The organism is Pseudomonas saxonica, from assembly GCF_007858365.1.
Lineage (GTDB): Bacteria > Pseudomonadota > Gammaproteobacteria > Pseudomonadales > Pseudomonadaceae > Aquipseudomonas > Aquipseudomonas saxonica.
The window spans coordinates 1,527,838-1,547,637 of record NZ_VFIO01000001.1 but is presented as its reverse complement, the minus strand read 5'-3'; the positions used below and the strand labels follow the sequence as shown (position 1 = coordinate 1,547,637).

Annotated in this window: 16 protein-coding genes, 4 tRNA genes and 1 rRNA gene; all 21 read left to right on the top strand. The window is 53.2% G+C overall.

Annotation, left to right across the window (positions count from 1 at the left end; translation table 11 throughout):
- Positions 1 to 78 precede the first annotated feature (78 nt).
- The 21 genes from rrf to tuf all read left to right on the top strand — a co-directional run bounded on the left by rrf (position 79) and on the right by tuf (position 19,752).
- A 5S ribosomal RNA gene (gene rrf / locus FJD38_RS07250) occupies positions 79 to 194 on the top strand.
- Positions 195 to 425: 231 nt separating this feature from the next.
- Positions 426 to 1,373 carry a bifunctional biotin--[acetyl-CoA-carboxylase] ligase/biotin operon repressor BirA gene (gene birA / locus FJD38_RS07245; RefSeq protein WP_122785692.1) on the top strand — a complete coding sequence of 316 codons (948 nt, stop codon included), beginning with the start codon at positions 426 to 428 and terminating at the stop codon, positions 1,371 to 1,373.
- The gene (locus FJD38_RS07240; RefSeq protein WP_146384571.1) at positions 1,363 to 2,106 is read left to right on the top strand and encodes a pantothenate kinase; all 744 of its coding nucleotides are present in this window, start codon (positions 1,363 to 1,365) and stop codon (positions 2,104 to 2,106) included. The genes birA and FJD38_RS07240 overlap by 11 nt, the downstream gene beginning before the upstream one ends.
- Positions 2,107 to 2,113: 7 nt before the next feature.
- Positions 2,114 to 2,539, top strand: coding sequence for a hypothetical protein (locus FJD38_RS07235; protein ID WP_146384569.1), 426 nt, complete (start codon positions 2,114 to 2,116; stop codon positions 2,537 to 2,539).
- Positions 2,540 to 2,700: 161 nt separating this feature from the next.
- Positions 2,701 to 2,785, top strand: a tRNA-Tyr gene (locus tag FJD38_RS07230).
- A 24-nt stretch (positions 2,786 to 2,809) separates the two neighbouring features.
- Positions 2,810 to 2,883, top strand: a tRNA-Gly gene (locus FJD38_RS07225).
- A 26-nt stretch (positions 2,884 to 2,909) separates the two neighbouring features.
- Positions 2,910 to 2,985 (top strand) — tRNA-Thr (locus FJD38_RS07220).
- 15 nt (positions 2,986 to 3,000) lie between these two features.
- The gene (locus FJD38_RS07215; RefSeq protein WP_146384567.1) at positions 3,001 to 3,237 is read left to right on the top strand and encodes a hypothetical protein; all 237 of its coding nucleotides are present in this window, start codon (positions 3,001 to 3,003) and stop codon (positions 3,235 to 3,237) included.
- Positions 3,228 to 3,303, top strand: a tRNA-Trp gene (locus FJD38_RS07210). Before FJD38_RS07215 ends, FJD38_RS07210 begins: the two co-directional genes overlap by 10 nt.
- A gap of 45 nt (positions 3,304 to 3,348) precedes the next feature.
- Positions 3,349 to 3,717, top strand: coding sequence for a preprotein translocase subunit SecE (secE, locus tag FJD38_RS07205; protein WP_122785689.1), 369 nt, complete (start codon positions 3,349 to 3,351; stop codon positions 3,715 to 3,717).
- Between the two features lie 9 nt (positions 3,718 to 3,726).
- Complete coding sequence (nusG, locus tag FJD38_RS07200) at positions 3,727 to 4,260, top strand: transcription termination/antitermination protein NusG (RefSeq protein ID WP_094992107.1); 534 nt, start codon at positions 3,727 to 3,729, stop codon at positions 4,258 to 4,260.
- 120 nt (positions 4,261 to 4,380) lie between these two features.
- Positions 4,381 to 4,812, top strand: coding sequence for a 50S ribosomal protein L11 (gene rplK, locus FJD38_RS07195; RefSeq protein WP_003210097.1), 432 nt, complete (start codon positions 4,381 to 4,383; stop codon positions 4,810 to 4,812).
- A complete protein-coding gene (gene rplA, locus FJD38_RS07190; protein ID WP_122785688.1) occupies positions 4,812 to 5,507 on the top strand; it encodes a 50S ribosomal protein L1 in 696 nt (231 codons plus the stop codon). The genes rplK and rplA overlap by 1 nt, the downstream gene beginning before the upstream one ends.
- Positions 5,508 to 5,702: 195 nt before the next feature.
- On the top strand, positions 5,703 to 6,203 hold the full coding sequence (gene rplJ, locus FJD38_RS07185) for a 50S ribosomal protein L10 (protein WP_122785687.1): 501 nt from the start codon (positions 5,703 to 5,705) through the stop codon (positions 6,201 to 6,203).
- An 80-nt stretch (positions 6,204 to 6,283) separates the two neighbouring features.
- Positions 6,284 to 6,649 carry a 50S ribosomal protein L7/L12 gene (gene rplL, locus FJD38_RS07180; RefSeq protein ID WP_048378431.1) on the top strand — a complete coding sequence of 122 codons (366 nt, stop codon included), beginning with the start codon at positions 6,284 to 6,286 and terminating at the stop codon, positions 6,647 to 6,649.
- A 219-nt stretch (positions 6,650 to 6,868) separates the two neighbouring features.
- Positions 6,869 to 10,942: a DNA-directed RNA polymerase subunit beta gene (gene rpoB, locus FJD38_RS07175; protein ID WP_122785686.1), complete on the top strand. Its 4,074-nt coding sequence runs from the start codon at positions 6,869 to 6,871 to the stop codon at positions 10,940 to 10,942.
- Between the two features lie 64 nt (positions 10,943 to 11,006).
- Entirely contained in the window at positions 11,007 to 15,206 is a 4,200-nt protein-coding gene (gene rpoC / locus FJD38_RS07170; protein WP_122785685.1) for a DNA-directed RNA polymerase subunit beta', read from the top strand.
- 215 nt (positions 15,207 to 15,421) lie between these two features.
- Positions 15,422 to 15,793, top strand: coding sequence for a 30S ribosomal protein S12 (gene rpsL, locus FJD38_RS07165; protein WP_002555494.1), 372 nt, complete (start codon positions 15,422 to 15,424; stop codon positions 15,791 to 15,793).
- 123 nt (positions 15,794 to 15,916) lie between these two features.
- Positions 15,917 to 16,387, top strand: coding sequence for a 30S ribosomal protein S7 (rpsG, locus tag FJD38_RS07160; protein ID WP_019824369.1), 471 nt, complete (start codon positions 15,917 to 15,919; stop codon positions 16,385 to 16,387).
- 30 nt (positions 16,388 to 16,417) lie between these two features.
- Complete coding sequence (gene fusA / locus FJD38_RS07155; protein WP_122785684.1) at positions 16,418 to 18,523, top strand: elongation factor G; 2,106 nt, start codon at positions 16,418 to 16,420, stop codon at positions 18,521 to 18,523.
- A gap of 35 nt (positions 18,524 to 18,558) precedes the next feature.
- Entirely contained in the window at positions 18,559 to 19,752 is a 1,194-nt protein-coding gene (tuf, locus tag FJD38_RS07150; protein WP_146384565.1) for an elongation factor Tu, read from the top strand.
- The last annotated feature ends 48 nt before the right edge of the window (positions 19,753 to 19,800 follow it).

Sequence of the window (19,800 nt, the reverse complement as noted above, 5' to 3'; positions counted from 1 at the left end):
CGCAAAGCACCGAATTCTATTACATACCCATTCGCTGGAACGTTGACCGTAAGGTTAAACGCGCTGGCTACCGAATTTCTTGACGACCATAGAGCATTGGAACCACCTGATCCCATCCCGAACTCAGCAGTGAAACGATGCATCGCCGATGGTAGTGTGGGGTTTCCCCATGTGAGAGTAGGTCATCGTCAAGATTAAATTCCAAACCCCCTGTCTGCTCACGCAGACAGGGGGTTTGTTTTTGTGCGCGAAAAAGCGCAGGAAGCATGTGTCTTCATTTTTAATGAGGATATCTACTGTGCACGCAATGGCGTTTTTGCCTGACTTGCCAGTAATTTCGATGACGCAGTTATGCTTTGGTGGTTGGGTATGCAATGGCCTAGCGCATAGCTATCATGCCTCCCTCATTGTGAGGTGATACGTGAATGCTGACGTTGTTGAAACTCCTTAAAGATGGTCGATTTCACTCGGGACAGGCCTTGGGTCAGGCTCTCGGTATAAGCCGTAGTGCTGTATGGAAGCAGCTGCAGCACTTGGAGTCAGACTTGAATTTGTCTATTCATAAGGTTCGCGGTCGTGGTTATCAATTGGCTTCACCGCTAGAGCTGCTTGATTCCGAGCAGATCCCATCCAGTCCCTGGCCAGCGCTCATCCATCAAGCGCTGGACTCAACTAACGCTGAGGCATTGCGTGCTATTGGTCGGGGTGAGGCCGCCCCCTTTGCTGTATTGGCAGAGCAGCAAAGTGCGGGTCGCGGTCGCCGAGGTCGTAAGTGGGTCAGTCCGTTCGCAGAAAATATCTACTTCAGTCTCGTTTTGCGCATTGAGGGTGGGATGCGTCAGCTTGAGGGGCTTAGTCTAGTCGTCGGTCTGGCAGTGTTGAATGCGTTGCGCGACATCGGTACTTCTAATGCTGGTCTCAAGTGGCCAAATGATGTGCTCGTGGGTAGCAAAAAAATCGCTGGCATTCTGCTTGAGCTGGTCGGCGATCCTGCTGACGTGTGTCATGTCGTGTTGGGCATTGGCATCAACGTCAATATGAAAGCGACTGAAGAGGTTGATCAAGCATGGACGTCAGTTCGCTTGGAGACAGGTCGCTCTATCAATCGCAATGAATTTATTGTAATTCTCAATAATAGGCTGCATCAGTATTTGCAGCAGCATGAGATGCAGGGCTTTTCTGTGATGCAGTCGGAGTGGGAAGAGAATCATCTATGGCAAGGGCGAGAGGTGTCATTGATCGCCGGTAGTCACAAGGTCGATGGTACTGTTCTTGGCATTGATGGTCAGGGTGCGTTGCGTATAGATGTGGGCGGTACAGAGAAAATATACAGCGGTGGCGAATTGAGTTTGAGGTTACGCCATGATTCTTGAATTGGACTGTGGCAATAGTTTCATAAAGTGGCGTGTACTTAGCGGTAATGTCTCGGTCTGTGGTGGTGTTGCTGATACAAATGCTGCACTGGTCACTGCTGTGTCGGCGCATACGGCGTTGACAGTGCGCTGCTGTCGTCTGGTGAGCGTACGAAGTGATGAAGAAACTGCTGATCTGATTGCCACACTTGAGGCCAGCTTTGGGGTGGAAGTTCTCAGTGCCCAGCCAGCTCGAGCTGTGGCGGGAGTCAAAAATGGCTATAAGGACTTCGAGCGCCTGGGTTTGGATCGTTGGCTAGCACTGCTGGGTGGGTTCGAGCTGGCAAAAGGTGCATGTTTGATACTTGATTTCGGCACTGCGGTAACCTCCGATTTTGTAGCGGGAGATGGTGCTCACTTGGGAGGGTTCATTTGTCCTGGATTGCCATTGATGCGCAACCAGCTGCGCACCCACACACGGCGTATCCGGTACGACAAAGTTTTGGCTGAGCAAGCATTGCACAGTTTTACTCCGGGTCGCTCTACAGCTGAAGCCGTTGAGCGCGGGTGCTTATTGATGCTGCGAGGGTTTGTAATGACTCAGTTGCAATTGGCGCATGAGTATTGGGGGGATGATTTTGTAGTGTTCCTCACTGGGGGGGATGCTTGCCTTGTGGTCGATGTGGTGCCAGATGCCAAGCTTGTTCAGGATTTAGTATTTATCGGTTTGGCGGTCGCTTGTCCTATTGCTTGAGGTTTCTATGCGTTGGATGTTTCTGCTCCTTGTCGTGCTGAATGTTTTTTACTATGTATGGCATCAGCAAGAAGCTCCAGTGAAGGTTAAGGAAGTGGGCTCGTTATCAGTGCCTACAAATGGCAAGCGCACCATTCAGTTGCTTAATGAAGTGCCGCCAATGCTGCCTTTATCTGGCGCCATGAAAGCGTCCGACGTTGAGGAGCTCTGCACTTACTTGGCTGGGATTAATGATGGCGAGCAGCTTCGAGGGCTAGAGCTGAAGCTTGAGAGCTTGAATATAAAGCTGGTACCAGTTACCTCGGCCAACGCCGAGCTTGCAGAGTTTCACCATCGCATTGCTCAGGAAAACCAGGTTCAGGCGAGTGAAGAGCTATTGCAAGGGCTTGCTAATGAATTCAAAGGCTTAAAATACAAAAAAAGCCGATGTTAGGGGTTGCAGCTGTCCCATTCTTTGCATAGAATGGCGCCCGCTCCACAGTGAACATCGTAAGATGGGCGCCAAGTGAAGTGAGTCAATTTCCTAACTTGATGATTTTATTAAGAAAAGTGATTGACAAAGAGTTGGGATGCTGTAGAATCCCGCTCAGCTCAGGAGGGGTTCCCGAGCGGCCAAAGGGATCAGACTGTAAATCTGACGTCTACGACTTCGAAGGTTCGAATCCTTCCCCCTCCACCATATTTTCGCAAATCAGCATGATTTGCGGGTGTAGTTTAGTGGTAGAACCTCAGCCTTCCAAGCTGATGATGCGGGTTCGATTCCCGCCACCCGCTCCATTTATGCTGGCTTGAAGGTAGTTTTTGCTCTTGTAGCTCAGTTGGTAGAGCACACCCTTGGTAAGGGTGAGGTCAGCGGTTCAAATCCGCTCAAGAGCTCCATATAACAAGGCAGATATGAAAATATCTGCCTTTGTTTTAACAGGCTGGAAAGCTTGTTCGGGGTGTTTGCTGGTGGTGCTTTTTTGTGCTGCTGCTCCGGTTGCTGTTGCTGTTGTAAGTGGCTTGCATACAGTTGCTTGCGGTGTTTGGTGGGCTGTTTGGGTCTGTCGGCAAAAAGTAATTGCATTGGTTGTTGAAAAGTCTCTCTCGGGTCGGCATAATCGGCGGCTCGATAATGTTTTAGGTCAGTAGCTCAATTGGCAGAGCGACGGTCTCCAAAACCGTAGGTTGGGGGTTCGATTCCCTCCTGACCTGCCAGATTCTCTCATTGCATCTGGCTTTCTTTTCACAGGATCCTCTTTGATGACTCCCAAGGCTGAAGTTCAAGGCTCTCGCTTCGATCTACTCAAGTGGCTAGCAGTGGTTGCCCTTGTTGTGGTTGGCGTTGTTGGGAATCAGTACTACTCTGGTTCGCCGATCCTGTATCGCGTCATCGCTCTCCTTGTTATTGCTGCTGTCGCTGCCTACATCGGGTTGCAGACTGCGAAAGGCAAGTCGTTCGCTGTCCTGGTAAAGGAAGCTCGTGCTGAGATTCGTAAAGTCGTATGGCCAACTCGCCAAGAAACTACGCAGACCACGTTGATCGTGGTGGCTGTTGTTCTTGTTATGGCGTTGCTGTTGTGGGGTTTAGATTCCCTGCTCGGTTGGCTCGTTTCCTTGATTGTTGGCTAAGGGTGTCCCGTGGCTAAGCGTTGGTACGTAGTGCATGCTTATTCGGGTTACGAAAAGCATGTTATGCGCTCTTTGATCGAGCGTATTAAGCTGGCAGGCATGGAAGATGGCTTCGGCGAGATTCTGGTTCCCACTGAAGAAGTGGTTGAAATGCGTAATGGCCAGAAGCGCAAAAGCGAGCGGAAATTCTTCCCTGGTTATGTGCTAGTCCAAATGGACATGAACGAAGGGACTTGGCACTTAGTCAAGGATACTCCTCGTGTCATGGGCTTTATTGGTGGCACCGCTGACAAGCCGGCACCGATTACAGATAAAGAGGCAGAAGCGATTCTGCGTCGCGTTGCTGATGGTAGCGACAAGCCTAAGCCGAAGACGTTGTTCGAGCCGGGCGAAGTTGTTCGAGTCACTGACGGGCCGTTTGCCGATTTCAATGGTACGGTCGAAGAAGTAAACTACGAAAAGAGTCGCATCCAAGTGGCTGTGCTCATTTTCGGTCGCTCTACTCCGGTAGAGCTAGAGTTCAGTCAGGTCGAAAAGGTCTAACTGAGCACGCATCCCAACCCCATGGCTTCGGCTGTGGGGTTTTGTCGTCACTGGGATAAACACGCAAGTAACCGGGGAGCCTTTTGATTTAGGCGTCTGAACCCGTAATTGGAGTGCCTCATGGCCAAGAAGATTACCGCTTACATCAAGCTGCAAGTGAAGGCCGCTCAGGCCAACCCAAGCCCACCTGTTGGTCCAGCTCTGGGTCAGCACGGTGTGAACATCATGGAATTCTGCAAAGCTTTCAACGCCCGTACTCAGGGTATTGAGCCAGGCCTGCCGACTCCTGTGATCATCACTGTATACAGCGACCGTAGCTTCACATTCGAAACCAAATCGACTCCTGCTTCGGTTCTGCTGAAGAAGGCTGCCGGTTTGACTAGCGGTTCCGCTCGTCCAAACACCGTTAAGGTCGGCACTGTTACTCGTGCACAGCTGGAAGAAATCGCGAAAACCAAAAACGCGGATCTGACTGCTGCTGACATGGATGCAGCCGTGCGTACCATCGCCGGTTCTGCTCGTAGCATGGGCCTTAACGTGGAGGGTGTGTAATGGCTAAGCTGACTAAGCGCCAAAAGGCTATCGCCGGTAAAATTGAAGCTGGCAAGTCTTACAACTTTGTAGACGCTGCTGCTCTGTTGGCCGAGCTGTCGACTGTTAAGTTCAGCGAGTCTTTTGACATCGCTATCAACTTGGGCGTAGACCCACGTAAATCTGACCAGGTTGTTCGTAGCGCTACTGTGCTGCCACACGGCACTGGCAAGACTGTACGTGTAGCTGTGTTCACTCAGGGTCCAGCTGCTGAAGCTGCTCTGGCAGCCGGCGCAGATCGCGTTGGTATGGACGACCTGGCCGCAGAAATGAAAGGCGGCGACCTGAACTATGACGTAGTTATTGCCTCCCCGGACGCAATGCGTGTTGTAGGTCAGTTGGGTCAGATCCTGGGCCCACGTGGCCTGATGCCTAACCCGAAGGTTGGTACTGTAACTCCAGACGTAGCTACTGCGGTTAAGAACGCAAAAGCTGGTCAGGTTCGTTATCGCACCGACAAAAACGGTATCATCCACACTTCCGTTGGCAAGGTCGGTTTCGACGCTGTCAAGCTGAAGGAAAACGTTGAAGCCCTGGTCGCTGATCTGAAGCGTATCAAGCCAGCTTCCTCGAAAGGTATTTACGTTAAGCGCGTTACCCTGAGCACCACTATGGGCCCAGGCTTGGTCATCGACCAAGGTTCTTTGGACGCGTAAAACAAATTGGCGCAGCATGCTGCGCCAATGAAAGATTGGGGTCCCTGCCTGGCGGGGGCTATCCAAGACCGTAGGCGGTGAAAGCCTTAAACCTCAAGCCTACGCAGATGGTGCTCCCGGTTCCTTACCGAATCAGACACCAAAACGACATCCGACCCAGGTTGGATGAAACGGTAACAAGCAGGAGTTAAACCCGTGGCAATTAAACTCGAAGACAAGAAGGCCATCGTCGCTGAAGTCAACGAGGCTGCCAAAGTTGCCCTGTCCGCTGTTGTGGCTGATGCCCGCGGTGTGACAGTAAGCGCTATGACCGGACTCCGTAAAGAGGCTCGTGAAGCTGGCGTATACGTACGTGTTGTACGTAACACCCTGCTAAAGCGCGCTGTTGCTGACACTGAATACAGTGTTCTCAACGACGTGTTCACTGGCCCGACCTTGATTGCATTCTCCCAAGAACATCCGGGCGCTGCTGCTCGTATCTTCAAAGAATTCGCAAAAGGTCAGGATAAGTTCGAGATCAAGGCAGCTGCGTTCGAGGGCAAGTTCCTCGCAGCTAATCAGATCGACGTACTGGCAAGTCTGCCGACCCGTGACGAAGCAATTTCTCAGCTGATGAGCGTGATTCAAGGCGCTACCAGCAAATTGGCTCGTACTCTGGCGGCACTTCGCGACCAGAAAGAAGCTGCTGCAGCCTAAGGCTGAGCGACTTTTTTCGGCGTTTATTGTTTATTTCGATGGCCGCTTAGGCTGTCACCCCAATACAGGAATTAATAGTCATGTCTCTGACTAACGACCAAATCATCGAAGCAATCGGCGAAAAATCCGTTCTGGAAATCGTTGAACTGATCAAAGCAATGGAAGAGAAGTTCGGCGTTTCCGCTGCTGCTGCTTCTGCTGGTCCTGCTGCTGCCGCTGCTGTTGTTGAAGAGCAAACTGAATTCAACGTCATGCTGCTGGAAGCTGGCGAGAAGAAAGTTAACGTGATCAAGGCTGTTCGTGAACTGACTGGTCTGGGCTTGAAAGAAGCCAAGGCAGTAGTTGACGGCGCTCCAGCTATGGTTCTGGAAGCTGTTGCTAAAGACGCAGCTGACAAAGCCAAGGCTACCTTGGAAGAAGCAGGCGCTAAAGTCGAGCTGAAGTAAGCATCGACCTTGCGTCTCCAGCCCAGGCGTTAAGCTGAGGCTGATGGCTGGTGGCTCTTGCCACCGGCCTTTTTCCGTTATTGGCAACCGACTAGGTTGGTGCCTTTGACGTGCTGTAACCACCCTGTGCGGTGGAGCAAACCAAGGGGTTTGCACGATTTTCTGGCTGCTCCCGTCGGGAGAGGCCAAACAAGCAGGTGACCAAGCTGGGGAACGCTGATGGCTTACTCATATACTGAGAAAAAACGTATCCGCAAGGACTTTAGCAAGTTGCCGGACGTCATGGATGTGCCGTATCTCTTGGCAATCCAGCTGGATTCGTATCGTGAATTCTTGCAGGCGGGAGCGACTAAAGATAAGTTCCGCGACGTGGGCCTGCATGCGGCCTTCAAATCCGTTTTCCCGATCATCAGCTACTCCGGCAATGCTGCGCTGGAGTATGTCGGTTATCGCTTGGGCGAGCCGGCATTTGATGTCAAAGAATGCGTGTTGCGTGGCGTAACGTACGCCGTACCTTTGCGGGTAAAAGTTCGTTTGATCATTTTCGACAAAGAATCGTCGAACAAAGCGATCAAGGACATCAAAGAGCAAGAAGTCTACATGGGTGAAATCCCCCTGATGACTGAAAACGGTACCTTTGTAATCAATGGTACTGAGCGTGTAATTGTTTCCCAGCTGCACCGTTCCCCGGGCGTGTTCTTCGATCACGACCGCGGCAAGACGCATAGCTCCGGTAAACTGCTTTATTCCGCGCGTATCATTCCTTACCGTGGTTCGTGGTTGGACTTTGAGTTCGACCCGAAAGATTGCGTGTTCGTACGTATTGACCGTCGTCGCAAGCTGCCTGCATCGGTATTGCTGCGCGCGCTGGGTTATACGACTGAGCAGGTGCTGGACGCGTTCTACACCACCAACGTATTCCACGTTCAGGGCGAAACCATCAGCCTGGAACTGGTACCACAGCGTCTGCGCGGTGAAATCGCGGCTATCGATATTACCGATGACAAAGGCAAGGTTATTGTCGAGCAAGGTCGTCGTATTACTGCTCGCCATATCAACCAGCTGGAAAAAGCCGGTATCAAGCAGCTTGTTATGCCTCTGGACTACGTCCTGGGTCGCACAACGGCCAAAGCTATCGTGCATCCGGCAACTGGTGAAATCATTGCAGAGTGCAACACCGAGCTGACCACCGAGATTCTGGCGAAAATTGCCAAGAGCCAGGTTGTTCGCATCGAAACGTTGTACACCAACGATATCGACTGTGGTCCATTCGTTTCCGACACGCTGAAGATCGACTCCACCAGCAATCAATTGGAGGCGCTGGTCGAGATCTATCGCATGATGCGTCCAGGCGAGCCGCCAACCAAGGACGCTGCCGAGACTCTGTTCAACAACCTGTTCTTCAGCCCTGAGCGCTATGACCTGTCTGCGGTCGGCCGGATGAAGTTCAACCGTCGTATCGGTCGTACCGAGATCGAAGGTTCGGGCGTGTTGTGCAAAGAAGACATCGTCGCGGTACTGAAGACTCTGGTCGACATCCGTAACGGCAAAGGCATCGTCGATGACATCGACCACCTGGGTAACCGTCGTGTTCGCTGTGTTGGCGAAATGGCAGAAAACCAGTTCCGCGTTGGCCTGGTACGTGTTGAGCGTGCGGTCAAAGAGCGTCTGTCGATGGCTGAAAGCGAAGGCTTGATGCCGCAAGACCTGATCAACGCCAAGCCTGTGGCTGCTGCGGTGAAAGAGTTCTTCGGTTCCAGCCAGCTGTCCCAGTTCATGGACCAAAACAACCCGCTGTCCGAGATCACCCACAAGCGCCGTGTTTCTGCACTGGGCCCGGGCGGTCTGACGCGTGAGCGTGCTGGCTTTGAAGTTCGTGACGTACACCCGACTCACTACGGTCGTGTATGCCCGATTGAAACGCCGGAAGGTCCGAACATCGGTCTGATCAACTCCTTGGCTGCTTATGCTCGCACCAACCAGTACGGCTTCCTTGAGAGCCCGTACCGTGTTGTGAAAGATGCATTGGTGACCGACGAGATCGTTTTCCTGTCCGCTATCGAAGAAGCTGATCACGTGATCGCTCAGGCTTCGGCCACGATGAACGACAAGAAAGTGCTGATCGACGAGTTGGTAGCTGTTCGTCACTTGAACGAATTCACCGTTAAGGCGCCGGAAGACGTCACCTTGATGGACGTTTCTCCGAAGCAGGTAGTTTCGGTTGCAGCGTCGCTGATCCCGTTCCTGGAGCACGATGACGCCAACCGTGCGTTGATGGGTTCCAACATGCAGCGTCAAGCTGTACCGACCCTGCGTGCTGACAAGCCGCTGGTAGGTACCGGCATGGAGCGTAACGTAGCTCGTGACTCCGGCGTTTGCGTCGTGGCTCGTCGTGGCGGCGTGATCGACTCTGTAGACGCTAGCCGTATCGTGGTTCGTGTTGCTGATGATGAAGTAGAGACTGGTGAAGCCGGTGTCGACATCTACAACCTGACCAAATACACCCGCTCCAACCAGAACACCTGCATTAACCAGCGTCCGCTGGTTCGCAAAGGTGATCGTGTACAGCGTAGCGACATCATGGCTGACGGCCCGTCCACCGATATGGGTGAGCTGGCACTGGGTCAGAACATGCGCATCGCGTTCATGGCCTGGAACGGTTACAACTTCGAAGACTCCATCTGCCTGTCGGAACGAGTTGTTCAAGAAGATCGCTTTACCACGATCCACATTCAGGAACTGACCTGTGTGGCACGTGACACCAAGCTTGGGCCTGAAGAGATCACTGCAGACATCCCGAACGTGGGTGAAGCTGCACTGAACAAACTGGACGAAGCCGGTATTGTTTACGTAGGTGCTGAAGTTGGCGCTGGCGACATTCTGGTCGGTAAGGTTACTCCGAAAGGTGAGACTCAGCTGACTCCAGAAGAGAAGCTGTTGCGCGCAATCTTTGGTGAAAAAGCCAGCGACGTTAAAGACACTTCCCTGCGTGTACCTACCGGTACCAAAGGTACTGTTATCGACGTGCAGGTCTTCACTCGCGACGGCGTTGAGCGTGATGCTCGTGCCCTGTCGATCGAGAAGACCCAGCTGGACGAGATCCGCAAGGACCTGAACGAAGAGTTCCGCATCGTTGAAGGCGCCACTTTTGAACGTCTGCGCTCTGCACTGGTTGGCCGTATAGCCGAAGGTGGAGCTGGTCTGAAGAAAGGTCAGGAAATCACTAATGAAATCCTGGACGGTCTTGAGCATGGGCAGTGGTTCAAACTGCGCATGGCTGAAGACGCTCTGAACGAGCAGCTTGAAAAAGCTCAGGCCTACATCATCGATCGCCGTCGTCTGCTGGACGATAAGTTCGAAGACAAGAAGCGCAAACTGCAGCAGGGCGATGACCTGGCTCCGGGCGTGCTGAAAATCGTCAAGGTTTACCTGGCAATCCGTCGTCGCATCCAGCCGGGTGACAAGATGGCTGGTCGTCACGGTAACAAAGGTGTGGTCTCCGTGATCATGCCGGTTGAAGACATGCCGTACGATGCCAATGGCACCCCGGTTGATGTGGTCCTCAACCCGTTGGGCGTACCTTCGCGTATGAACGTTGGTCAGATTCTTGAAACTCACCTGGGCCTCGCAGCCAAAGGTTTGGGCGAGAAGATCAACCTCATGATTGAAGAACAACGCAAGGTCGCTGACCTGCGTAAGTTCCTGCATGAGATCTACAACGAAATTGGCGGTCGTCAAGAAAGCCTGGATGACTTCTCGGATCAAGAAATCCTTGATCTGGCGAAGAACCTTCGCGGCGGTGTGCCAATGGCTACCCCGGTGTTCGACGGTGCCAAAGAAAGCGAAATCAAGGCAATGCTTCGTTTGGCAGACCTGCCAGACAGCGGCCAGATGACGCTGACTGACGGTCGTACCGGCAACCAGTTCGAACGTCCGGTTACCGTTGGCTACATGTACATGCTGAAGCTGAACCACTTGGTAGACGACAAGATGCACGCTCGTTCTACTGGTTCTTACAGCCTGGTTACCCAGCAGCCGCTGGGTGGTAAGGCTCAGTTCGGTGGTCAGCGTTTCGGGGAGATGGAGGTCTGGGCGCTGGAAGCTTACGGCGCGGCATACACTCTGCAAGAAATGCTCACAGTGAAGTCGGACGATGTGAACGGCCGTACCAAGATGTACAAAAACATCGTGGATGGCGATCACCGTATGGAGCCGGGCATGCCCGAGTCCTTCAACGTGTTGATCAAAGAAATTCGTTCCCTCGGCATCGATATCGATCTGGAAACCGAATAACACGTGACGCGAATCGAGAGCGGGGCTGTTCTGCCCGCTCTCTGCTCCGCCAGGAGGAAAGGCCTTGAAAGACCTACTGAATTTGCTGAAAAACCAGGGTCAAGTCGAAGAGTTCGACGCCATCCGTATTGGATTGGCATCGCCTGAGATGATCCGTTCGTGGTCGTTCGGTGAAGTTAAAAAGCCGGAAACCATCAACTACCGTACGTTCAAGCCTGAGCGTGACGGCCTGTTCTGCGCCAAGATCTTTGGCCCGGTAAAGGATTACGAGTGCCTGTGCGGTAAGTACAAGCGCTTGAAGCACCGTGGTGTGATCTGTGAGAAGTGTGGCGTTGAAGTCGCACTGGCCAAGGTCCGTCGCGAGCGCATGGCTCACATCGAACTGGCTTCGCCAGTTGCTCACATCTGGTTCCTGAAATCGCTGCCGTCCCGTATCGGCTTGCTGATGGACATGACCCTGCGTGATATCGAACGCGTTCTCTACTTCGAGAGCTATGTCGTTATCGATCCGGGCATGACCACTCTGGAAAAAGGTCAGCTGCTGAACGATGAGCAGTATTTCGAAGCGCTGGAAGAGTTCGGCGACGACTTCGATGCCCGTATGGGTGCTGAGGCTGTTCGTGAGCTGCTGCACGCTATCGACCTGGAGCACGAGATTGGCCGTCTGCGCGAAGAAATTCCGCAAACCAACTCCGAAACCAAAATCAAGAAACTGTCCAAGCGCTTGAAGTTGATGGAGGCCTTTTTGGGCTCCGGCAACCTTCCTGAGTGGATGGTTCTGACCGTTCTGCCGGTTCTGCCGCCAGATCTGCGTCCTTTGGTTCCGTTGGATGGTGGTCGTTTCGCGACTTCCGACCTCAACGATCTGTACCGTCGAGTGATCAACCGTAACAACCGCTTGAAGCGCCTGCTTGATCTGTCCGCTCCGGACATCATCGTGCGTAACGAAAAGCGTATGTTGCAAGAAGCCGTCGATGCATTGCTCGACAACGGCCGTCGCGGTCGCGCTATCACAGGTTCCAACAAGCGTCCTCTGAAATCCTTGGCTGACATGATCAAGGGTAAACAAGGTCGTTTCCGTCAGAACTTGCTCGGTAAGCGTGTTGACTACTCGGGTCGTTCGGTAATTACCGTAGGTCCGACCTTGCGTCTGCACCAGTGCGGTCTGCCGAAAAAAATGGCACTCGAGCTGTTCAAGCCGTTCATCTTCGGCAAGCTGGAAATGCGTGGTCTTGCTACCACCATTAAAGCCGCCAAGAAGATGGTTGAGCGCGAGCTGCCGGAAGTTTGGGACGTTCTCGCTGAAGTCATCCGCGAACACCCAGTGCTTCTCAACCGTGCACCGACCCTTCACCGTCTGGGTATCCAGGCGTTTGAACCCGTACTGATCGAAGGTAAAGCTATCCAGCTGCACCCGCTGGTCTGTGCTGCGTACAACGCCGACTTCGACGGCGACCAAATGGCTGTTCACGTACCGCTGACGCTGGAAGCCCAGTTGGAAGCACGTGCGCTGATGATGTCGACCAACAACATTCTGTCGCCAGCCAACGGTGAGCCAATCATCGTTCCGTCGCAGGACGTTGTATTGGGTCTGTACTACATGACGCGTGAAGCGATCAACGCTAAAGGCGAGGGTCGTGTATTCGCTGACTTGCAAGAAGTTGACCGTGTATTCCGTGCCGGTGAAGCCGCACTGCATGCCAAGGTCAAGGTTCGCATCAGCGAAACTGTCAATGACCGTGATGGCGGCAGCGTGAGCAACACCCGTATCGTCGACACCACTGTCGGCCGTGCGCTGTTGTTCCAGGTTGTGCCAAAAGGTCTGTCGTACGACGTCGTCAACTTGCCGATGAAGAAAAAGGCGATCTCCAAGCTGATCAACCAGTGCTACCGCGTGGTTGGTTTGAAAGAGACCGTGATCTTCGCTGACCAGTTGATGTACACCGGTTTTGCTTACTCGACCATCTCTGGCGTATCCATCGGTGTTAACGACTTCGTTATCCCGGATGAGAAAGCTCGCATCATCGCGGCTGCAACCGATGAAGTGAAAGAGATCGAAAGCCAGTACGCCTCGGGCCTGGTAACACAGGGCGAGAAGTACAACAAAGTAATCGACCTTTGGTCGAAGGCTAACGACGAAGTTTCCAAGGCCATGATGTCGAACCTCTCGAAAGAGAAGGTTATTGATCGTCACGGTGTTGAAGTTGAGCAAGAGTCGTTCAACTCGATGTACATGATGGCTGACTCCGGTGCTCGGGGTTCTGCTGCGCAGATCCGTCAGCTGGCCGGTATGCGTGGTCTGATGGCCAAGCCAGACGGCTCCATCATCGAAACGCCGATTACTGCGAACTTCCGTGAAGGTTTGAGCGTACTTCAGTACTTCATCTCGACTCACGGTGCTCGTAAGGGTCTGGCGGATACCGCCTTGAAAACAGCTAACTCCGGTTACCTGACGCGTCGTCTGGTAGACGTTGCGCAAGACTTGGTGGTGACTGAGGTTGACTGCGGTACCGAACACGGTCTGCTGATGACTCCGCACATCGAAGGCGGTGACGTTGTTGAGCCGTTGGGTGAGCGCGTTCTGGGTCGAGTGATCGCCCGTGACGTATTCAAGCCGGGTACTGAGGAAATCATTGTTCCTGCAGGCACTCTGGTTGACGAGAAGTGGGTTGAATTCATCGAGCTGAACAGCATCGACGAAGTGATCGTTCGCTCGCCAATCAGCTGCGAAACCCGCTTCGGTATCTGCGCCAAGTGCTACGGCCGTGATCTGGCTCGTGGTCACCAGGTGAACATCGGTGAAGCTGTCGGCGTAATCGCTGCACAGTCGATCGGTGAGCCGGGTACACAGCTGACGATGCGTACGTTCCACATCGGTGGTGCGGCAAGCCGGACCTCTGCTGCTGACAGCGTTCAGGTGAAGAATGGCGGTACTGTCCGTCTGCACAACCTGAAGCACGTAGAGCGTGTAGATGGTTGTCTGGTAGCGGTATCGCGTTCCGGTGAGTTGGCGATCGCTGATGACTACGGTCGTGAGCGTGAGCGTTACAAACTGCCGTACGGCGCCGTTATTTCGGTTAAAGAAGGTGACAAGGTTGACGCTGGCTCTATCGTAGCCAAGTGGGATCCGCACACTCACCCAATCGTTACTGAAATGAAAGGTACCGTGACCTACGTGGGCATGGAAGAAGGCATCACGATCAAGCGTCAGACTGACGAATTGACCGGTATGACCAACATTGAAGTGCTCGATGCCAAAGACCGTCCAGCTGCCGGCAAGGACATTCGTCCAGCCGTCAAGATGGTTGGTGTTGATGGCAAGGATCTGCTGTTGCCAGGTACCGACGTACCGGCTCAGTACTTCCTGCCAGCTAACGCCTTGGTCGGTGTAGCGGATGGTGCGGAAATCGCGATCGGCGACGTTATCGCTCGTATTCCGCAAGAAACTTCGAAGACTCGAGACATCACCGGTGGTCTGCCACGGGTTGCTGACTTGTTCGAAGCGCGTCGCCCGAAAGAAGCCTCGATTCTGGCTGAAGTCAGCGGCACCATCGCGTTCGGTAAAGAAACCAAAGGCAAGCGCCGTCTGGTTATTACCCCGAACGACGGTACTGATCCGTACGAAGAGCTGATTCCAAAGTGGCGTCACCTGAACGTCTTCGAAGGCGAGCAAGTGAACCGCGGTGAAGTTATCTCCGACGGTCCTAGCGATCCACATGACATCCTGCGTCTGCTGGGTGTGAGTGCGCTGGCCAAGTACATCGTTAACGAGATTCAGGACGTTTACCGTCTGCAAGGCGTAAAAATCAACGATAAGCACATCGAGACGATTCTGCGTCAGATGCTGCGTAAAGTTGAAATTGCCGAGTCTGGTGATTCCACCTTCATCAAGGGCGACCAGATGGAGTTGACCCAGGTGTTGACTGAGAACGAGCGTCTGAGCACTGAAGACAAGTTTGTCTCCAAGTTCACTCGTGTTCTGCTGGGTATCACCAAGGCGTCGTTGTCGACTGAATCGTTCATCTCCGCGGCCTCTTTCCAAGAGACTACGCGAGTACTGACCGAAGCAGCGGTAACCGGCAAGCGCGATTACCTGCGCGGCCTGAAAGAAAACGTGGTCGTGGGTCGTTTGATCCCGGCTGGTACCGGTCTGGCTTATCACAGCGAGCGTAAGCGTCGCCGTGATGCTGACAAACCGTTGCGCGTAAGCGCCAGTGAAGTGGAAGCTGCACTGACCGAAGCGCTGAACTCGAGCGGTAACTGAGTTCTGCGGTAAATGATGGGCGGGCCCCGGCAGTTCCGTTCATCGAATCCTGGCAATTGTCTGGGTTTGGTGAGTGGAAGTGTCGGGGCCTTGCCTTGACTGGGGACAAGATCCTCTTTAGACTCTTGTACCCCTAAATTTGGCGGGAATTCGTTCCTGCCATTTTGCTTTTCTTGCAAGACAATAGCGTCGCAAGACAACAGTGGAGCTAGTAGATGGCAACTATCAACCAGCTGGTACGTCAGCCGCGTAAGCGTATCGTCGAGAAATCCGACGTACCTGCGCTGCAAAACTGCCCGCAACGTCGTGGCGTATGCACCCGTGTGTATACAACTACGCCGAAAAAACCTAACTCGGCACTGCGTAAAGTATGCCGTGTGCGCCTGACCAACGGTTTCGAGGTTTCCTCGTACATCGGTGGTGAAGGTCACAACCTGCAAGAACACAGCGTGGTACTGATTCGTGGCGGTCGTGTAAAAGACTTGCCAGGTGTTCGTTATCACACCGTTCGCGGCTCTTTGGATACTTCCGGCGTTAAAGGTCGTAACCAAGGTCGTTCGAAGTACGGTACCAAGAAGCCGAAGTAGTTTTCGGTTACTGGTAAAAATTGCAGATTTCTTTTTTTCTGAGTCGATAAGAGTAAGGTCGGGCGTGCATCCTCTGGGTGTAATGGTTCCGAGCTAACCTGAAGACCGTTTGAGGGCTTATCCATGCCAAGAAGACGCGTAGCAGCCAAGCGCGATGTGCTTGACGATCCAAAATACGGAAGCCAAATTCTGGCCAAGTTCATGAACCACGTAATGGAAAGCGGCAAAAAAGCCGTTGCCGAGCGTATCGTTTATGGCGCGCTGGAAAAGGTTAAAGAACGCAAGAACAGCGATCCCCTGGAAATCTTCGAGAAAGCTCTCGACGCCATCGCTCCGCTGGTCGAAGTGAAGTCGCGCCGTGTAGGCGGTGCTACTTACCAGGTTCCGGTCGAAGTTCGTCCGTCCCGTCGTAACGCCCTGGCAATGCGCTGGTTGGTAGACTTCGCCCGCAAGCGCGGCGAGAAGTCTATGGCTCTGCGCTTGGCTGGCGAACTGTTGGACGCTGCTGAAGGCAAAGGCGCAGCAGTTAAGAAGCGTGAAGACGTGCACCGTATGGCTGAAGCCAACAAAGCTTTCTCGCACTACCGCTTCTAATTTCAGCGCAACTCATTTTGCGAGGGCTTTATGGCTCGTACTACTCCGATTAATCGCTACCGTAACATCGGTATCGTTGCTCACGTGGATGCTGGTAAAACCACCACCACCGAGCGCGTCCTTTTTTACACTGGCAAAAGTCACAAAATGGGCGAGGTGCATGACGGCGCCGCGACCACAGACTGGATGGTTCAGGAGCAGGAGCGTGGTATTACCATTACTTCTGCTGCTATTACCGCCTTCTGGCAGGGTTCCGTTAAGCAGCACAAAGACCAGTATCGTTTCAACGTAATCGATACACCGGGCCACGTTGACTTCACTATTGAAGTTGAACGTTCCCTGCGTGTACTCGACGGCGCGGTCGTTGTGTTCTGCGGTACTTCGGGCGTTGAGCCTCAGTCGGAAACCGTATGGCGTCAAGCCAACAAATACGGCGTTCCACGTCTTGTTTATGTAAACAAGATGGACCGTGCTGGTGCCAACTTCCTGCGCGTGATCGGTCAGATCAAGCAGCGTCTGGGTCATACTCCGGTGCCAATCCAATTGGCTATCGGTTCAGAAGACAACTTCCAGGGTCAGATCGACCTGATGTCCATGGAAGCTGTTTACTGGAATGACGCTGACAAGGGTATGACTCCACGTCGTGAGGCGATTCCTGCTGAATTGCTGGAATTGGCTGAAGAGTGGCGCGGTAACATGGTTGAGGCTGCGGCCGAAGCCAGCGAAGAGCTGATGAACAAGTACCTCGAGGGTGAAGAACTCACCAACGAGGAAATCAAGGCCGCTCTGCGTCAGCGTACTATTGCTGGTGAGATCGTTCTGGCTGTTTGCGGTTCTTCGTTCAAGAACAAGGGTGTTCCCCTGGTTCTCGACGCCGTTATCGACTACCTGCCTGCTCCTTCCGAGATTCCTGCCATCAAGGGTACTGACCCGGATGACGAGACTATCGAGCTGGAGCGTCATGCAGACGACAACGAGCCGTTCTCGGCTCTGGCGTTCAAGATCGCTACTGACCCATTCGTGGGTACTTTGACCTTCGTTCGAGTTTACTCGGGCGTGTTGAACTCCGGCGACGGCGTAATCAACTCGGTTAAAGGCAAGAAAGAGCGTGTGGGTCGTATGGTGCAAATGCACGCAAACGCCCGTGAAGAGATCAAGGAAGTACGCGCTGGTGACATCGCGGCCTTGATCGGCATGAAGGACGTCACCACTGGTGAAACCTTGTGCAGCGCTGACAAGCCAATCATTCTGGTTCGTATGGACTTCCCGGAGCCGGTTATTTCGGTTGCCGTTGAGCCTAAGACCAAGGATGACCAGGAAAAAATGGGTATCGCTCTGGGCAAACTTGCTCAGGAAGATCCATCTTTCCGCGTAAAAACTGATGAAGAGACCGGTCAAACGATCATCTCTGGCATGGGCGAGCTGCACTTGGACATCCTGGTTGACCGGATGCGCCGTGAGTTCAACGTCGAAGCCAACATCGGTAAGCCTCAGGTTTCGTATCGTGAGCGCATCACGAAGAGCTGTGAGATCGAAGGCAAGTTCGTTCGTCAGTCCGGCGGTCGTGGTCAGTTTGGCCATTGCTGGATCCGTTTTGCACCTGCTGACGAAGGTCAGGAAGGTCTGCAATTCGTGAACGAAGTGGTAGGTGGTGTGGTTCCTAAGGAATACATCCCGGCTATCCAGAAGGGTATCGAAGAGCAGATGAAGAACGGTGTTGTTGCCGGCTATCCGCTGATCGGCCTGAAGGCTACCGTGTTTGATGGTTCTTACCACGACGTCGACTCCAACGAGATGGCGTTTAAGGTGGCTGCCTCCATGGCTACCAAGCAACTGGCCTCCAAAGGCGGTGGTGAGTTGCTTGAGCCGATCATGGCGGTAGAGGTTGTTACACCTGAAGACTATATGGGTGACGTGATGGGCGACTTGAATCGTCGTCGCGGCATGATCCAGGGTATGGAAGATACGGTCTCCGGCAAAGTAATTCGTGCTGAAGTTCCGTTGGGTGAAATGTTCGGTTATGCGACCGACGTTCGTTCCATGTCTCAGGGTCGCGCAAGCTACTCTATGGAATTCAAAAAATACGATACAGCTCCGTCGCACATCGTCGAAGCTGTTACTAAAAAACAAGGCTGATTTAGTTCAGTCCTTTAGGCAAGGAGTTAATTGTCGTGGCTAAAGAAAAATTTGATCGTTCCCTACCGCACGTCAACGTTGGCACTATCGGTCACGTTGACCATGGTAAAACCACACTGACCGCAGCTCTGACTCGTGTTTGCTCCGAAGTTTTCGGTTCGGCAATCGTTGACTTCGATAAAATCGACAGCGCGCCAGAAGAAAAAGCTCGTGGTATCACGATCAACACTGCGCACGTTGAATACAACTCGCTGATCCGTCACTACGCTCACGTTGACTGCCCAGGTCACGCTGACTACGTGAAGAACATGATCACCGGTGCTGCTCAGATGGACGGCGCTATCCTGGTTTGTTCGGCCGCTGATGGTCCGATGCCACAAACCCGTGAGCACATCCTGCTGTCCCGTCAGGTTGGCGTTCCGTACATCGTGGTTTTCCTGAACAAGGCTGACCTGGTAGACGATGCTGAGCTGCTGGAACTGGTTGAGATGGAAGTTCGTGACCTGCTGTCGACTTACGACTTCCCAGGCGACGACACTCCGATCATCATCGGTTCGGCTCGTATGGCGCTGGAAGGCAAAGACGACAACGAAATGGGCACCACTGCCGTTCGTAAACTGGTAGAAGTTCTGGATACTTACATTCCAGATCCAGTTCGTGTTATCGACAAGCCGTTCCTGATGCCAATCGAAGACGTGTTCTCGATCTCTGGTCGCGGTACTGTTGTAACTGGTCGTATCGAGCGCGGTATCGTTCGCGTTCAAGACCCACTGGAAATCGTTGGTCTGCGTGACACAACTGTTACCACTTGCACCGGCGTTGAAATGTTCCGCAAGCTGCTTGACGAAGGTCGTGCAGGCGAGAACTGCGGCGTTCTGCTGCGTGGTACCAAGCGTGACGACGTTGAGCGTGGCCAGGTTCTGGTTAAGCCAGGTTCGGTTAAGCCGCACACCAAGTTCGAAGCTGAAGTTTATGTTTTGAGCAAGGAAGAAGGCGGTCGTCACACTCCGTTCTTCAAAGGCTACCGTCCTCAGTTCTACTTCCGTACAACTGACGTAACTGGTAACTGCGAACTGCCGGAAGGCGTTGAGATGGTAATGCCGGGCGACAACATCAAAATGGTTGTTACCCTGATCAAAACTATCGCAATGGAAGACGGCCTGCGTTTCGCAATCCGTGAAGGCGGTCGTACTGTAGGCGCTGGCGTTGTAGCCAAAATCATCGAGTAATCGTTGATCGCTTAAAAAGGCCCCCGCTCAGCGGGGGCTTTTTTATTG

Excerpts from the sequence above, each read along its gene's own strand:
- rpsL (WP_002555494.1), top strand. The coding sequence starts at position 15,422 with ATGGCAACTATCAACCAGCTGGTACGTCAGCCGCGTAAGCGTATCGTC.
- FJD38_RS07215 (WP_146384567.1), top strand. The coding sequence starts at position 3,001 with ATGAAAATATCTGCCTTTGTTTTAACAGGCTGGAAAGCTTGTTCGGGG.
- rpsG (WP_019824369.1), top strand. The coding sequence starts at position 15,917 with ATGCCAAGAAGACGCGTAGCAGCCAAGCGCGATGTGCTTGACGATCCA.
- birA (WP_122785692.1), top strand. The coding sequence starts at position 426 with ATGCTGACGTTGTTGAAACTCCTTAAAGATGGTCGATTTCACTCGGGA.
- fusA (WP_122785684.1), top strand. The coding sequence starts at position 16,418 with ATGGCTCGTACTACTCCGATTAATCGCTACCGTAACATCGGTATCGTT.
- FJD38_RS07235 (WP_146384569.1), top strand. The coding sequence starts at position 2,114 with ATGCGTTGGATGTTTCTGCTCCTTGTCGTGCTGAATGTTTTTTACTAT.
- rplK (WP_003210097.1), top strand. The coding sequence starts at position 4,381 with ATGGCCAAGAAGATTACCGCTTACATCAAGCTGCAAGTGAAGGCCGCT.
- rplL (WP_048378431.1), top strand. The coding sequence starts at position 6,284 with ATGTCTCTGACTAACGACCAAATCATCGAAGCAATCGGCGAAAAATCC.
- rplA (WP_122785688.1), top strand. The coding sequence starts at position 4,812 with ATGGCTAAGCTGACTAAGCGCCAAAAGGCTATCGCCGGTAAAATTGAA.
- FJD38_RS07240 (WP_146384571.1), top strand. The coding sequence starts at position 1,363 with ATGATTCTTGAATTGGACTGTGGCAATAGTTTCATAAAGTGGCGTGTA.
- rpoB (WP_122785686.1), top strand. The coding sequence starts at position 6,869 with ATGGCTTACTCATATACTGAGAAAAAACGTATCCGCAAGGACTTTAGC.
- secE (WP_122785689.1), top strand. The coding sequence starts at position 3,349 with ATGACTCCCAAGGCTGAAGTTCAAGGCTCTCGCTTCGATCTACTCAAG.